The organism is Roseivirga sp. (assembly GCF_034669765.1).
Taxonomy (GTDB): Bacteria; Bacteroidota; Bacteroidia; order Cytophagales; family Cyclobacteriaceae; genus Roseivirga.
Window position 1 is genome coordinate 427,310 of record NZ_JAXMOQ010000004.1, and the last position, 15,191, is coordinate 442,500.

Consider the following 15,191-nt stretch of genomic DNA (forward strand, 5'->3'; position numbering starts at 1 on the left):
CTCCATATGAAAAATATAACTGCCGAAATTCTAACCATTGGAGATGAAATCCTTTATGGTCAAATTTTAGACACCAATGCCCAATGGATGAGTGCTGAACTCGATCTGCTTGGAATTAGAGTAGTCAGAAAAACTACGGTTGGAGACAATGAACCTGACATTCTGCACGCCTTTACCGAAGCCGAAAGCTGTGCAGACTTAGTTTTGATTACTGGTGGGTTGGGCCCTACCAATGATGACCTTACTATGCCTACCTTGGCGAAATATTTTGGTTGCAAGGTTATTGAAAACGCCAGTGTTTTAGCCCATGTAAAGGACTTCTTCGAAAAGCGCGGAAGAGAGTTTACTGAAATGAACAAAAGGCAAGCTTTGGTGCCAGAAATCGCTGAAGTAATTCATAATTCTTTGGGAACAGCCCCTTGTACTTGGTATGAGAGAAATGGAAAAATCTTTGTTTCCATGCCGGGTGTGCCGCATGAGATGAAGAACGTCATGAAGGAGTTTGTTATCCCTAAAGTTCGTGACTTCTTTCAAACCCCTGTGATTTACCATAAGGTGATTAAAACAGTAGGGATTGGTGAGTCCTTTCTGGCTGAAAAAATTAAAATTTGGGAGGATGCTCTTCCCCCGCACATTCGTTTGGCTTACCTTCCGAGCGTAGGACATGTGAAATTAAGACTTACCGCCATTGGTGAAGATCGTATCCAGCTAGAAAAGAATGTGCAACAACTCATTAATAAGTTCATTCCTCTAGCAGGGAAATACATATATGGCTATGATGGAACAAGTCTAGAGGAAGCGATTGGGCAGCTACTTATTGCTCAAAAGAAAACAATTGCCCTAGCAGAAAGTTGTTCGGGTGGATTTATTCAACATAAAATCACTCAAATTCCCGGATCATCTGCTTACTTTCAAGGCGGAATTGTACCTTACCACAACCAATTTAAAATTGACGTGTTAGGTGTTAAGGCTTCCACCCTTGAAAAACATGGCGCAGTAAGCGAAGAATGTGTTAAGGAAATGGCCGAAAGAATAAGAGAGAAGTTCAACTCTGATATCGGTGTGGCCAGCAGCGGAATTGCTGGGCCAGACGGTGGTTCGGAAGAAAAACCAGTCGGAACGGTGTGGATTGCCTTTGCTGACGGCAAACAAACCATAACCAAAAGACTTCAATTAACACAGAATAGAATATTAAATATTGAATTGACAGAAATTTCAGTATTAAATTTGGTTAGAAAAAGTTTGAACCAATAGAACATTGATAATATTTGGTTTAATGCTATTTTTGTCTTTTTAATACAAACGTTTTTAATCTCTAAGAACATAAGAATATGGCACTTGTAGAAATGGTGATGCCTAAAATGGGCGAGAGTATAATGGAGGGCACGGTCTTGACTTGGCTAAAACAAGAAGGCGATACAATTGAAGCCGATGAGTCTGTATTGGAAGTAGCCACAGATAAGGTTGATACTGAAGTGCCTGCCATTCATGCGGGTGTTTTAAAAGAAATATTGGTGAAGGAAGGCGATGTAGTTCCTGTAGGAGCTCCAATTGCCAGAATTGAAACCGAAGCTTCTGGTAGTGGCGACTCAGCTCCTGTTGCGGCAACTCCTAAAGTGACTTCAGCAAACGAAAAACCTGCAGCAGCGGCCTCGAATGGGCAAGCGGCAGTACTAGATAAACCTGCGGGAGACCGATTCTATTCTCCATTGGTAATGAACATCGCCCGTGAAGAAGGCATTCCTATGAATGAATTGGAGAGAGTTCCTGGCACAGGCAGAGAAGACAGAGTCACTAAGAAAGATATTTTGGCCTATGTAAAAAACAGGCCACAAGGAGGCGTAGCACCTGCTCCGACTCAAACAGCACCATCTGCTCCAATGCAGTCAGCTCCTAAACAAATGCCTATTTCGATTTCTGGTGAAGATGAAATCATCGAAATGGATAGAATGCGTAAGATGATTGCTGAACGTATGGTAGACTCTAAGCGTATTTCTCCGCACGTCACCTCTTTTGTTGAAGCGGATGTATCAAATGTTGTTGCGTGGAGAAACAAAGTGAAAAATAGCTTTATGGAAAGAGAAGGCGAGCCAATCACCTTCACACCTATCTTTATCGAAGCTATTGTAAAGGCGATAAAAGACTACCCAATGATCAACATTCAGGTAGACGGCACCAGAATCATTAAGAAAAAAGATATTAATATTGGTTTGGCAGTAGCCCTTCCAAGCGGTAACCTCATTGTTCCTGTAATACACAGGGCCGATCAATACAACTTGACTGGGCTTACTAAGAAGGTAAACGCTTTGGCCAAAAAAGCACGTGAAAACAAGCTAACGCCAGACGACTTGCAAGGTGGCACGTTCACTGTTTCAAATGTAGGTTCTTTTGGAAACGTAATGGGGACTCCTATCATCATGCAGCCTCAAGTTGCTATTATGGCGCTAGGCGCAGTGGTTAAAAAACCAGCAGTAATCGAAACACCTTCTGGCGATGCTATTGCTATACGTCATAAAATGTTCCTTTCCCATTCTTACGATCACAGAGTTGTAGACGGATCTTTAGGAGGCATGCTTGTAAGAAGAGTGGCTGATTATTTAGAGAAATTCGACCCTAAGCAAACTTTATAAATTTAGAACTTATCGAGCTTTTTTTAAGGCCTCAATCAGAAATGGTTGAGGCTTTTTGTTTAGCTTTTCTTTTAAAACAACAAACACCGTTCTTGGTGTTTACTATGAAACTTAGTGAAGACCACCAGTCCTCTATCAATATGGCCGGTTTAGTTAAACTGCTTGAATAATGAGAAGATCTCCTAACTATCTATATTTTTTTATTAATTATTACCCTACTAATTTGGTAGATTTTATACTCTTTCACTTTCTTTGTACTCAAATTAGCCCCAGAGAGCCGACAACATGAATTCATATATTTCGCCAAAAGTAAGTACAGCTGCCAAAAGAGATATTATTGAGCTAAAATCAAAAATTAACAAGTTCAGGCAAGGTCAAATTGAAGAGGATAAGTTTAAACTCTTCCGTCTAACGAGGGGAGTTTATGGCCAACGTCAGCCTGGAGTTCAAATGATCCGAATTAAGTTACCCTACGGAAAAGTAACTCCCAACCAGTTGATCAAGATTGCGGAGGTATCTGATAAGTATGCGACAGGTAACTTGCATCTTACCACACGTCAAGACATTCAGTTGCACTTTGTTAAAATGCAAGACTCTCCTGCCCTATGGGCTGAATTAGAAGAAGAGCAAATCACACTAAGGGGTGCCTGCGGGAATACCGTAAGAAACGTAACTGCTTCGCCAGATGCTGGTATCAACCCAAACGAACCATTCGACATCACTCCCTATGCCCATGAGTTAACACATTATTTTCTTCGAAACCCCATTTGTCAAGATATGGGCAGAAAGTTTAAGATTGCCTTTGCCTCAGACGACAAAGATTCTGCTTACACTTATTTTCATGACATCGGGTTTATTCCTAAACTCACGGAAGAGAACGGACAGAACATCAAGGGCTTTAAAGTAGTGCTTGGAGGTGGATTAGGGGCCGTATCAATGACCGCTCAAACCGCACATGAATTTCTACCAGCCGATCAGTTCATTCCTTTTACCGAGGCCGTAATCCGCGTATTCGATCGTTATGGTGAACGAACCAATCGCAATAAAGCCAGAATGAAGTTTTTGGTGAAAAAGATTGGCTTCGATCAATTGTTGAAACTCGTTGCCGAAGAACAAAAAGCACTAAAGGTACAATCATTCAAGGTTAACAATTCTTATGGGGAAGTATTGATTCCAGCGCAAATGGAAGTCCAAAAAATAGACATTGAAGACTGGCAAGCGTTTAAAAATTGGCAACGGACCAATACCTTCCCTCAAAAGCAGAAAGACTATTTTGGGATTTGGGTACGGGTTTCTTTGGGAGATATTCACTCATCAACCGCGAAATCTTTAGCGAAATTAGTCCAAAAGCATGCCGCGGATGATATTCGAGTAACCGTAAATCAAGGCCTACTCATCAAGTATGTTCGTCAAGACCTTCTCCCCCTACTATTTCAAGAATTAACGAAGCTTGGCCTAGCAAAACCTGGATTCAATTCCACACACGACATTACCTCTTGCCCTGGTTCAGACACTTGTAATTTAGCAGTGACCAATAGCACTGCTTTGACTACAACACTTGAGCAAATGCTCAATAATGAGTTTAAGCATTTAATCGATGAATCGTTTATCAAAATAAAGATCAGTGGATGTATGAATGCATGTGGCCAGCATATGGCCGCAAATATTGGCTTTCACGGTAGTTCCATTAAGAATGACACACTCGTTATTCCAGCCATGCAAGTGGTTATTGGTGGTGGGGTTTCTCCAAGTGGTGAAGGTTTTATTGCCGAAAAAATAATTAAAGTTCCTACCAAGAAAATTCCTTTGGCTTTGTATTACCTTCTTCACGAGTTCGAAGAGAAAGCTAATGAGGGAGAGTATTTCAACGATTTCTATCAGCGCTTTGGGAAAATGCATTTCTATCATTTACTCAAACCCTTTGCAGATGTGCAAACACTTAAGGCATCGGACTATGTAGACTGGGGTAAATCCGAAAGTTTTAGTCCCGAAATTGGGGTGGGCGAATGCGCCAGTATAACCCTAGATGTGATTCAGACTGTAATTGAAGAAGCTAAAGAAAGACTCGATTGGTCGAAAGAAGGAATAGAAGAAGGCATTTATGCCGATGCCATTTACAATAGCTACAATGCTTTTGTAATTGCAGCCAAAGCGCTCTTATTAAGTCAAGATGTAAGCTGCAACACTCAGATTGGCATTCTCCAAAGTTTTGATCAAACGTTCGCTAACAAAGTGCCATTTCAATTTGAGACCTCATTCGAAGACCTTGTACTGCAAATCAATAAGAACGAACCTTCAGAGGAATTTGCTCACCACTTCTATCTAGCCGCAGGAGATTTTCTTTCAAAAGCCAACATCTACAGGAGTCAACAATTGTCCAATGCTAATGGTGTCGACAAAACCGTAATCACTGATTTTTATAAAGCCTAATGCACAAAACACATCCAAAACTAACCCTAGTGGGCGCAGGCCCAGGCGATCCAGACTTGATTAGCGTCAAAGGCATTAAAGCCATTGTTGAAGCCGATGTTATTCTTTACGATGCCTTAGTGGGCAAAGGACTCTTAACATACGCCTCTCAACGAGCCGAATTAATTTATGTAGGAAAAAGGGTTGGAAAGCATAGCCATACCCAAGATGCCATCAACGAGTTGATTGTATACTTTGCACATGAGAAAGGCCATGTAGTCCGACTCAAAGGAGGTGATCCCTTTATTTTCGGTCGTGGTTTCGAAGAAATTGCTTATGCCGAAAAACATGGCCTTTCTACCGCCATGATACCGGGAATTAGTAGTGCTCACGCGGTTCCTGCGCTACAAAACATTCCGCTTACTTCCAGAGGAATTAACCAAAGTTATTGGGTAACTACCGGCACTACTAGTACAGGTGAATTATCTCCTGACATTGCCATTGCTGCACAATCATCGGCCACCATAGTGATTCTAATGGGTACAAAACAACTGACTGAAATTTGCCAGATTTTTCAACAAGAAAAGAAAGGAGAAACTCCAATCGCTATTATTCAAAACGGAACATTGCCAACCGAGAAAATGGTTCATGGCACCATTGATAATATTCAGAAAAAGGCAAAAGCGAATGACATTGGTGCACCCGCCATTATCATAATCGGAGAAACAGTAAACCTTTACAAAGCAGAGGTTATTCCTTTAACTCAACAACAAGTACTTACTTATGGCGAATGAACTATACCCTATATTTATAAAAGCAGACTCTTTCAATATTCTAATTGTTGGAGGTGGTAAAGTAGCGCTTGAGAAATTAACTTTTCTTTTAAAAAGTAGCCCTAGCGCTAAAGTGACATTGGTAGGGAAGGGAATCAAGGAGGAAATCAAAACATTAGCACACAAACACACTTCGGTAGAATTAATAGAACGTGGTTTTTTCAATGAAGACTTAACTGAGATGCAGCTCGCTATTATTGCCACCGAAGACCATAAATTGAATCGTCTTATCCAGAAAGAAGCAAAAGAAAGGGGTATTCTAGTCAATGTAGCTGACACACCTGAACTATGCGATTTCTATATGGGAAGTATTGTTACCAAGGGTGACTTAAAAATTGGTATCTCTACCAACGGGAGGTCACCTACAATAGCCAAACGGCTGCGTGAGTTTTTTAACGAACTATTACCCGATGAACTAGACGACCTTATTTCAAACATGCAGCTCATCCGTAACGGAATTGATGGCGATTTCAGTTGCAAAGTAAAAACGCTCAACAAACTGACAAAAGATTTGGTTGATACACAAAAGGGTTCAAGACCCTAACTATTCAATCTTAATTCATTAATTTTCAATTCCAGTTACAATCATTGGTCTATATAGTATTATGAAAGAAACAACCGTAAAGGAACTAGCAGAACTAAAAGCATCAGGAGCCGATTTTCAGTTGATTGATGTAAGGGAACAAAACGAATTTAACATAGCCGAAATTGGTGGAGAATTGATTCCAATGAACACCATTCCAGGTAACGTAGACAATATCAGCCGAGATAAAAAAGTGGTGATTCACTGCCGTAGTGGAAAACGTAGCGGAGATGTGATCAGCTGGTTAGAGCAGAATCATGGTTTCGAAAACCTCTATAACCTCAAAGGCGGAATTTTGGCTTATGCCGATGAAATTGACAATAGCTTAACCAAATACTAAGCTATTCATTCAGAAGGTTGAATGAATTTCGACCTTCTGAAAACTTAAAACCGGCTATATTTTCTAACGCGAATAAAATTGCGAATCAGGCCGAAGAGCACCAACAAAACAATTGGGCCAACAAGGTTGATCAACTGCCATTTCAACTTCTCATTTTGTGCCCTAATTCTATCCAATGGCCTCAGCTTAATCTCTTTGTTCCTCGCCTGAATCAGCCCATCATCATCCATCAAATACATCAGCGCATTCATCATAAAATCTTTATTCGCGAATACTGTTTTCTCTTGTCCTTCAGCATAAGGGTTAAAGCCCAAATCGAGTGGTACTCCTCGCTGCATTTCATTTCTAATAATATCCCCATCGCCAACTATAAGAATTTTGGTATCTGGGCTGTCAGATTTGAAATCGATAGTGTTCACTCCCTCTTTAGGTAAAACTCTATTTTTGAAAAGGCTCTCAAATTCCCCTTCTAACAAATAAGCAATAGGGTGTTGCCCGCCTTGATAAAGGCTTGGTTCATTCTCTGCTGCAATTTCCTCAAACGAAACTGGAGCAGGCGCATTCAATATTCTGGTGTATTGTGAGGTGAACATCAATGGAGTTTTCTTAATGCCTTGAGCCGCTACAGTATCCAACGTACTGGTAAATCGCGTGTATATCGCATCCAAATTTCGTGTAATCGGATGTTCGCTGAACCATGAGGCACCAAAGAAAAATGGCCAGCGTAAATTCGTAATTGTTTGAGAATCGTCCATCAATACTGGGTATCGACCAAAATTTTGTACGTCTAACACAAAATCCTTTTTCAACCTAATTCCGTAACGAAAAAACAGATCATCCAGATCTAGCGTGTATGGCAACCCAAAAGTCCCTACTCCCCCCGCTTGACGCATATCTACTCCGAGGGCGTCTACCATGAAAATGGCCTTTCCGCCATGCATCAAATGTTGATCAATCTTGAATTTATCTTCCCTAGAAAAAGCCTTGGTAGGCTTTGCCATAATAATGACATCGAAGTTTTTCAACTCCTCTGTCTCACTCAAATTGACAGGCACAATATCGAACGCTTCAGAAAAATCACGAGCAAACCAATAGATGTTCAAAGAATCAAGTTCCCCATGCCCCTGAAGCAAGCCTATGCGCTTTCTGTCAATATCAGCAATGCGCTGAATTCCAGTCGCCAGTTCATATTCAATTCCTTCCAGTGATTGATTAAGCTTTGCTTCAAATGACGCCCCTTGGTTCCCTTTCAGCAATAAAACACTCGAAGTTCGATCTCCATAACGAAGCACCACATAAGGGAAAATAAGCTTCTGAACATCTGTTCCATTATCATTGTCAAAGATTCTAGTGGGCGACAGCCCCGAGTCCATCCAAGCCTGATAATTCTTATTCCGCTCTGTTTCCGTAGAAGCGGCTCCGGGGTCGTTAATTGAATAGTAAATAGGCTGATTGCTATAAACACCCAGCTCTTCTATGGTTTCCACAATAGATTTTTGAAAACGCTGAAATTCGGTAGGTAAATCCGTTCCCAATAAAACTTCGACATGTAAAGGCTGATTTAGTTTCCTCAATAATTCCTTTGTAGGGTCTTGAAGTGTATATCGTTTTTCTTCGGTCAAATCGAACCTCCAAAAGAAATTGGCAGCAACTACATTGACCGCAAACACAACAAATAAACCCAATCCAAATACTCTGATAGCCTTTATCCTGTGGGGTTTGAATGACATTCTTCGCGCAGCAAACTTGAGTGAAGTAAGCAGCAAAACAATAGTAATAGTGCTTAAGAAATACACAAGGTTTCTTGAATCAATCAGGCCGCGGCTCATGGCATCGTAATGAAATGAAAGGCTCATTTCATCAATATAAAGTGCGGTTTGACCAGTGAATATATCGGCCAATGCGCTTATGCCAGTGAACGTAAAGAAGCAGAAGAATACGGCCAGAATGAAAGCTACAATTTGATTTTCGCTGAGTGCGGATGCAAATAGCCCAATGGATGTAAATACACCACCCAATAAAATAAGCCCTATATAAGATCCAATAATCCCAGGCGTATCTAAATTCCCTGCTGGGTTTCCGAGCTGATACACAGAGTAATAATAGACAAGTGTGGGAAGTACTGAGAAAATCACCAAAGTGAAAGCAGCCATGTACTTCCCTAAAATGATCTGAAAATCGCTCAATGGCCGGGTAAGTAATAATTCTAATGTCCCTGATTTTCGTTCTTCAGCCAACATCCGCATGGTAATGGCCGGAATAAGGAACATGTAAACGAAAGGGCCAAGTGAGAATAGCGTGTCGAGCTGAGCGTAACCGTAATCGAGTACGCTGGTTTCAGGAAAAACCCACATCAACAAACCAATACCAGAAAGAAAAACACCAATCACCACATAAGCGACCAACGAATTCAGAAACTGCTGGACTTCCTTTTTATAAATCGCCCACATTGCTCTGTTGGTTAGTTAAGTCGTAGAAAATCTGCTCTAAGTCTTGCTCAATCAGTTGCATTCCTAAAATCACCCAGTTTCTTTCAGAAGCCAGTTTAAAAAATCGTTCCCGAATATCTTTGTTATCCTTTGATGTAATTTGATACTTCCCAGCACCTAGACCCTTAAACTTGAAATCTCTAATTTCAGAAATAGCTTTTAGCTCAATTGGTTTAGACAATTCAACATGTAAAACCTGCATTGCTCCTGAAGTTAAATGAGCAACCGAATCGTTGGCCACAATTTTACCTTGGTTTATAATGACCACTCGATTACACAAAGCTTTCACTTCTTGCATAATATGAGTCGAAAGAATCACTGTCTTATCTTTACTGATTTGCTTAATTAAGCTTCGTATTTCAGCCAACTGATTTGGATCCAAACCAGTGGTGGGTTCGTCTAGAATAAGTACTTCTGGGTCATGCAATAATGCCTGCGCCAAACCCACTCTTTGTCTATAACCTTTCGAAAGCGAATCTATTTTCTTGTTCTGCTCACGTGTTAAGCCACAACGTTCGATCATTTCAGCAATTCTCTTTTTTCTCTTCTCACCTTTTATTTGATGGAGCGAAGCTATGAAAGCCAAATACTCATGAACGAACATATCTAAGTACAGCGGATTGTGCTCGGGTAAATAACCAATGATTGCTCTAGCCTTTTTAGAATCCTTCACAATATCAAACCCATTAACTATCACTTCACCTTCAGAAGGTGGTAAGTAACCTGTCGCAATTTTCATTGTGGTCGATTTACCAGCACCATTGGGGCCCAGAAAGCCAAGAATATCTCCTTTGTGTACTTCAAAAGAGATTCCATCAACAGCTTTCTGTTGTCCGTAAATTTTAGTGAGTTGCTTTACCTGTATCGACATTGAATCCTTAACGGAGCGTAATATTATTTATTGGGCTTTCCTTTTGGCCATAAAGGACGAACTTCTACATCTACTACATGGTAATTTGCAAAAGTCTGAACGGACTGAACAATAGAGCTTGCTATGTCTTGAGGTCGCATCATATTATCATTAGCATTTGCCAATTCAATACTATCGAAGAAATTGGTGTTTGTTGAGCCTGGGTAGATTGTTGTTACCTTAATTCCGTGCTCCCTCAATTCTTGAAAAATAGAATGAGAAATTCCTCGAACCGCGTGTTTTGTCCCCGCATACCCCGACATCGTTTTAATACCACTCGTTCCAGCGATGGAAGATATATTAACAATATGTCCTTCTCCCAGTTCAATCATACTGGGTACGGCTACTTTAATACAGTAAAACAATCCATGGACATTGATATCATACATCTCCTTCCATTCAGTTACATCCATTTCATGAATAAGCCCTTGGTAACCCATTCCAGCATTATTCACTAAAATACTGGTTTGTCCAAGTTTGTCAGAAGTGGCCTTATAAGAAGATTGAACATTCTCCCAATCAGAAACATCTGTCTTGAAAAAATGGAAGTTAGGATCATCTAATTTAGGTGAAGTTCTCCCCCAGCCAGCTACAATGGCCCCTTCAGCCAATAATTGCTTGACGGTTTCAAATCCAATCCCTTTACTCACGCCAGTTACTATGGCCACTTTCCCTTTAATATCCATAGCGTGAAATTAACAAGCTAAAACTGATTATGGAACTTTGGCACCATGTTAATCTTAAAATGAATTTTTAGTAACTTCTAAAAAAAAAGAAAATGATACTATCCACCACAGATTTTGTTCCCAATAAAGAAATTATAGAGATTGTAGGTATTGCTAGAGGAAGCACGGTAAGGGCTCGGAATGTAGGGAGAGATATCTTCGCTGGTTTTAAAAATTTAGTTGGTGGCGAAATAAATGAATACACTCAACTACAAGCAGAATCAAGAGAAGAGGCCATTTATAGAATGACGAAGGATGCTGAAAAACTGGGGGCTGATGCCATTATCAACGTTAGGTTTACAACCGCAATGATTATGCAAGGCACTGCCGAAATTCTAGCTTATGGAACAGCAGTTAAGCTGAAATAATTCATTTAAAAATGGCAGCTTTAATTATATGGACAGCAATCACAATTTGGGTTGTAATCGCTGTCAGAATAGCTTTTGGTATAAAAAAACGAATCAATCAACGCAATAACGAAGAATTTGAAAAACGCAGTAATTAATAATTACTGTATCGCAATCAACTTCTGTAATAGAGTAGTCATTCCTTTCTCGGCCTTTGCAGCAGCGGCTAATATTTTAGAAAGCTCGGCAACTTCTAAATGATCTGGATCACACAAATCCGTAATAGCAGATACCGCAAACACAGGCAAGTTCATATGTCTTGCCACAATCACTTCTGGCACAGTAGACATTCCAACAGCATCTGCTCCAATTATCTTAAGAAATCGGTATTCAGCCCTAGTTTCCAAATTAGGGCCACTCACACCAGCGTATACACCTTCATGACATCTAATACCTTCCTTTATAGCAATCTCTAGAGCTTGATTAATCATTTTCCTCTCATAAGGCTCACTCATATCGGGAAAACGTCCACCAAACTCATCGAGGTTAGCTCCAGTTAGAGGGTTATCCTTCGTTAAATCGATGTGATCTTCAATAATCATTAAATCAGCCACCTGAAAATTCAGATTTACACCACCCGCAGCATTTGAAACGAAGAGTTTCTTAATCCCTAAAAGCTTCAACACCCGAACAGGAAAAGTAACCTCCTTCATGTCATAGCCTTCATAATAATGAAAACGACCTTGCATGGCAACCACCTTCTTTCCAGAGAGCTCACCAAAAATCAGCCTACCACTGTGGCTCTCTACCGTAGAAACTGGAAAGTGAGGTATCTCTTTATACTCAATAGTATGTTGTATCTCAATCTTATCTACCAAAGCTCCTAAACCTGTGCCTAAGATGATTCCAAATTCAGGTTGAAACTCAACCGTAGATTGAACATAATTCAGTGCTTGAAATATTTGCTTGGTGTACTCCATTATGCTAGATATGTTTTAAAGCTTCAAAGATGCAAAAGAATTCATTTGGACAGGAACTTTACAGTTCAAAACTTAATTCCATTCTCATACTTCTATAAATAGAATAGAGTTCTATGTGTTTTAATGCAAAGACACTAATTTCGAATGAAAATAAAACCCAAGCATGATCACAATAGTAGTAGGTACCAATCGCAATAATTCAGTAAGCAGACAAATAGCCAACTATTACCAATCCATTTTTCTGGAAAAAGGTGTAGATACAAACATTGTTGACCTTGTCGATCTTCCACACGACTTTACTGGCACTGCTCTATATGAAAACAACGGCAGTAATGAAATTTTCAATGCTATGCGAAATAAAGTACACGCAGCTAATAAACTCCTCTTCATTGTCCCTGAGTACAATGGTTCCTTTCCTGGGGTATTAAAAACATTCATTGACGGGCTAAAGTATCCTGAGGGTGTAAGAGATAAGAAAGCTGCATTAGTGGGGATTTCATCTGGAGTTCAAGGTGGTGTATTTGCTATGTCGCACCTTACTGATATTTTCAATTACTTAGGAATGCATGTATTTGCGCTTAAGCCTAAGCTAGCTGCCATTGAAAGAAACTTTATTGATGGAAAAATCACTAACACCTTATACAACCAACTCATCAACACTCAGATAGATAAGTTTATTGAGTTCTGATCATGTCTGATAGATCAGCTTACTTATAGTTTCAGTCAGTCGAATTCCTATACCCACATAATAGTTAATGCGTCTAGAATAGCTATAAAACCTCTAGACACACTAATCGGGACACTTCCGAACACTAGATTCTCTGATATTTAGAGGTTTACATTTTTCTGAAGAAAAATAGGCATAAAAAAACCCCTTGCTTAACAGCACGGGGTTTTTAATAATAAATTGGCAGCGACCTACTCTCCCACCGGTAAAGGCAGTACCATCAGCGCTGGTGGGCTTAACTTCTCTGTTCGGAATGGAAAGAGGTGGGCCCCACCGCCATAGCCACCATAAAATCTTAATCCCAATTAGGAATCTAATTTCTTATAAGCAGTATGAACTACTAAATTGACATATTAACTGTAAGAGTATTACACAAAAAGAGGGCTTTCAACGGAAAGTTTACGGGTAATTAGTACTGCTCGGCTATGACATCTCTGCCTTTACACCTGCAGCCTATCAACGTCATCATCTCTGACGTCCCTTTAAAGAAGTCTCATCTTGAGGGGAGTTTCGCACTTAGATGCTTTCAGCGCTTATCTCTTCCCAACGTAGCTACCCAGCAGTGCCCCTGGCGGGACAACTGGTACACCAGCGGTTGGTCCAACCCGGTCCTCTCGTACTAAGGTCAGGTCCTCTCAAACTTCTCGCGCCCACAACAGATAGAGACCGAACTGTCTCACGACGTTCTGAACCCAGCTCGCGTGCCACTTTAATGGGCGAACAGCCCAACCCTTGGGACCTTCTCCAGCCCCAGGATGTGACGAGCCGACATCGAGGTGCCAAACCTCCCCGTCGATATGAGCTCTTGGGGGAGATCAGCCTGTTATCCCCAGAGTACCTTTTATCCTTTGAGCGATGGCCCTTCCATGCGGAACCACCGGATCACTATATCCGTCTTTCGACCCTGATCGGCTTGTAGGCCTCACAGTCAAGCACCCTTATGCTATTGCGCTCTGCGTACGGTTACCAAGCGTACTGAGGGTACCTTTGAAAGCCTCCGTTACTCTTTTGGAGGCGACCACCCCAGTCAAACTACCCACCACACACTGTCTCCGCATTCGCGGATTAGGCACCAGATAAATAAAGGGCGGTATTTCACCAACGACTCCAACATGCCTAGCGACACGCCTTCAAAGTCTCCCGCCTATCCTACACATCATTTACCCAATACCAATGTGAAGCTATAGTAAAGGTTCATGGGGTCTTTTCGTCCCGTTGCGGGTAAGCGGCATCTTCACCGCTACTACAATTTCACCGAGCTCGTGGCTGAGACAGTGCCCAGATCGTTACACCATTCGTGCAGGTCGGAACTTACCCGACAAGGAATTTCGCTACCTTAGGACCGTTATAGTTACGGCCGCCGTTTACTGGGGCTTCAGTTCAATGCTTCTCCTTGCGGATAACATCCCCCCTTAACCTTCCAGCACCGGGCAGGTGTCAGGCCTTATACTTTATCTTTCGATTTCGCAAAGCCATGTGTTTTTGCTAAACAGTCGCCTGGGCCTATTCACTGCGGCTTCTCATGCAAGCATGAGGAAGCGCCCCTTCTCCCGAAGTTACAGGGCCATTTTGCCTAGTTCCTTAGCCACGGATCACTCGAGCACCTCAGGATTCTCTCCTTGACTACCTGTGTCGGTTTGCGGTACGGGTACCATATCAATATGTTTAGAGGTTTTTCTTGGAAGTCTGATTAGGATCACTATCCACGCTGCCGAAGCATTGTGGTACTATCAGGTTCATCAAGCTGTGCGGATTTGCCTACACTGCCTATAACTACACCCTTTAACGGACTATTCCGTCAGTCCGCGGATCTTTCACTACTCCGTCACCCCATCACTCAATACGGTAGTATTGGAATATTAACCAATTGTCCATCGACTACCCCTTTCGGGTTCGCCTTAGGTCCCGACTAACCCTGATCCGATTAGCGTTGATCAGGAAACCTTAGTCTATCGGTGGGCGGGTTTCTCACCCGCCTTATCGTTACTTATGCCTACATTTGCTTTTCTATACGCTCCAATGCCCATTACCAGGCACCTTCATCGCAGAATAGAATGCTCCCCTACCAGTGTTCCAATTAATTGGAACAATCCTTAGCTTCGGTGATATACTTAATGCCCGATCATCATCGATGCCCTGTCGCTCGACCAGTGAGCTGTTACGCACTCTTTAAATGAATGGCTGCTTCCAAGCCAACATCCTGGCTGTCTATGCAACT

12 protein-coding genes and 2 rRNA genes (1 of these 14 cut by a window edge) are annotated in these 15,191 nt (G+C 41.3%); 8 read left to right on the forward strand and 6 right to left on the reverse strand.

Going from position 1 to position 15,191, the window contains the following annotated elements:
• Nucleotides 1-6: 6 nt before the first annotated feature.
• From VOI17_RS10630 to VOI17_RS10655, 6 genes are all read left to right on the forward strand, one after another.
• Nucleotides 7-1,254: a competence/damage-inducible protein A gene (locus VOI17_RS10630; protein WP_323757229.1), complete on the forward strand. Its 1,248-nt coding sequence runs from the start codon at nt 7-9 to the stop codon at nt 1,252-1,254.
• A 77-nt stretch (nt 1,255-1,331) separates the two neighbouring features.
• Nucleotides 1,332-2,630, forward strand: coding sequence for a dihydrolipoamide acetyltransferase family protein (locus VOI17_RS10635; RefSeq protein ID WP_323757230.1), 1,299 nt, complete (start codon nt 1,332-1,334; stop codon nt 2,628-2,630).
• 285 nt (nt 2,631-2,915) lie between these two features.
• A complete protein-coding gene (locus VOI17_RS10640) occupies nt 2,916-5,060 on the forward strand; it encodes a HEPN domain-containing protein (RefSeq protein WP_323757231.1) in 2,145 nt (714 codons plus the stop codon).
• Nucleotides 5,060-5,833, forward strand: coding sequence for a uroporphyrinogen-III C-methyltransferase (cobA, locus tag VOI17_RS10645; RefSeq protein WP_323757232.1), 774 nt, complete (start codon nt 5,060-5,062; stop codon nt 5,831-5,833). Before VOI17_RS10640 ends, cobA begins: the two co-directional genes overlap by 1 nt.
• Nucleotides 5,823-6,416 (forward strand): bifunctional precorrin-2 dehydrogenase/sirohydrochlorin ferrochelatase, encoded by a 594-nt coding sequence (locus VOI17_RS10650; protein ID WP_323757233.1) that lies wholly within the window; start codon nt 5,823-5,825, stop codon nt 6,414-6,416. The genes cobA and VOI17_RS10650 overlap by 11 nt, the downstream gene beginning before the upstream one ends.
• 61 nt (nt 6,417-6,477) lie before the next feature.
• Nucleotides 6,478-6,795, forward strand: coding sequence for a rhodanese-like domain-containing protein (locus tag VOI17_RS10655; protein WP_323757234.1), 318 nt, complete (start codon nt 6,478-6,480; stop codon nt 6,793-6,795).
• Nucleotides 6,796-6,839: 44 nt separating this feature from the next.
• Here the strand turns inward: VOI17_RS10655 and gldG are convergent, their stop codons facing one another.
• Genes gldG through VOI17_RS10670 form a run of 3 tightly spaced genes read right to left on the reverse strand, consistent with a single transcriptional unit; the run spans nt 6,840 to nt 10,880 of the window.
• A complete protein-coding gene (gene gldG, locus VOI17_RS10660) occupies nt 6,840-9,245 on the reverse strand; it encodes a gliding motility-associated ABC transporter substrate-binding protein GldG (protein ID WP_323757235.1) in 2,406 nt (801 codons plus the stop codon).
• A complete protein-coding gene (gene gldA / locus VOI17_RS10665; protein WP_323757236.1) occupies nt 9,229-10,155 on the reverse strand; it encodes a gliding motility-associated ABC transporter ATP-binding subunit GldA in 927 nt (308 codons plus the stop codon). The genes gldG and gldA overlap by 17 nt, the downstream gene beginning before the upstream one ends.
• A 23-nt stretch (nt 10,156-10,178) precedes the next feature.
• A complete protein-coding gene (locus tag VOI17_RS10670) occupies nt 10,179-10,880 on the reverse strand; it encodes an SDR family oxidoreductase (RefSeq protein ID WP_323757237.1) in 702 nt (233 codons plus the stop codon).
• Between the two features lie 92 nt (nt 10,881-10,972).
• On the opposite strand from VOI17_RS10670, the gene VOI17_RS10675 reads away from it, so the two are divergent.
• The gene (locus tag VOI17_RS10675) at nt 10,973-11,287 is read left to right on the forward strand and encodes a YbjQ family protein (protein WP_323757238.1); all 315 of its coding nucleotides are present in this window, start codon (nt 10,973-10,975) and stop codon (nt 11,285-11,287) included.
• A gap of 140 nt (nt 11,288-11,427) precedes the next feature.
• Here VOI17_RS10675 and VOI17_RS10680 read toward each other — a convergent pair whose 3' ends face one another.
• Nucleotides 11,428-12,246 (reverse strand): purine-nucleoside phosphorylase, encoded by an 819-nt coding sequence (locus tag VOI17_RS10680; RefSeq protein ID WP_323757239.1) that lies wholly within the window; start codon nt 12,244-12,246, stop codon nt 11,428-11,430.
• 163 nt (nt 12,247-12,409) lie between these two features.
• Between VOI17_RS10680 and VOI17_RS10685 the strand changes: the two genes are divergently transcribed.
• A complete protein-coding gene (locus VOI17_RS10685) occupies nt 12,410-12,934 on the forward strand; it encodes an NAD(P)H-dependent oxidoreductase (protein WP_323757240.1) in 525 nt (174 codons plus the stop codon).
• Between the two features lie 217 nt (nt 12,935-13,151).
• Here the strand turns inward: VOI17_RS10685 and rrf are convergent.
• Together rrf and VOI17_RS10695 are read right to left on the reverse strand one after the other, a co-directional pair.
• Nucleotides 13,152-13,263 (reverse strand): 5S ribosomal RNA (gene rrf, locus VOI17_RS10690).
• Nucleotides 13,264-13,362: 99 nt separating this feature from the next.
• A 23S ribosomal RNA gene (locus tag VOI17_RS10695) occupies nt 13,363-15,191 on the reverse strand; it runs 1,063 nt beyond the window's last position.